The organism is Bacillus sp. LR--39, from assembly GCF_053613335.1.
In genome coordinates this window covers 1-585 of record NZ_JBSIOT010001274.1, presented here as the reverse complement: position 1 = coordinate 585, position 585 = coordinate 1, and the positions used below count along the sequence as shown (strand labels likewise).

At 43.1% G+C, this 585-nt stretch carries 1 protein-coding gene and 1 pseudogene; both read left to right on the top strand.

Features of this window, described 5'->3' with window-relative positions; genetic code table 11:
• Positions 1-174: DUF3212 family protein (locus ACWHAR_RS29925; protein WP_452088790.1), on the top strand; the 174-nt coding region annotated here is incomplete at its 5' end.
• Between the two features lie 56 nt (positions 175-230).
• Positions 231-585: pseudogene (locus ACWHAR_RS29920) on the top strand (NADP-dependent oxidoreductase); the annotation flags it as partial.

Genomic DNA, 585 nt, shown 5'->3' with positions numbered 1-585 from the left:
GAAGACCTCCTCTCTTCTTATCTCCTGTCATTGCTTCCTTTTATCACAAAAGACATGTTCCAATATTCAAGAGAAAATGCCAATCAATATCTTTTAAATGAAAGAAATGCCGATGTTTTTCACCTTTTTCTGCCCGATTCTGTACTGAAGAAAACATTTCGTGCAATCCGCTGATCTTTTGCTAAACCTCTTTTTTACGTGGTAAGTTATAAGTAAAAGGAGGAATCATTATGCCGCAAAAGCAAATTGAACTTGCAAGACGTCCGCAGGGCATACCTGTTATGGACGATTTCCGCATAAAAGAAACGGAAATTCCGGAAGCAAAAAACGGTGAAGCGCTTGTAAAAACGCTTTATGTCTCAGTGGACCCTTATATGAGGGGAAGAATGCAGGATACGAAATCCTATGTCGAGCCATTTCCGCTTGATGAAGTGATCACCGGGGGCGTGATCGGCGAAGTGATATCTGCAAAAGGAGACAAGCTCAAAAAAGGGGATATTGTTTTGGGCCGCTTGGGCTGGCAGGAGTATTCAGCGGTTCGCGAAGACAATCTCCAGAAAATCGATCCGTCCCTCGCACCTGTTA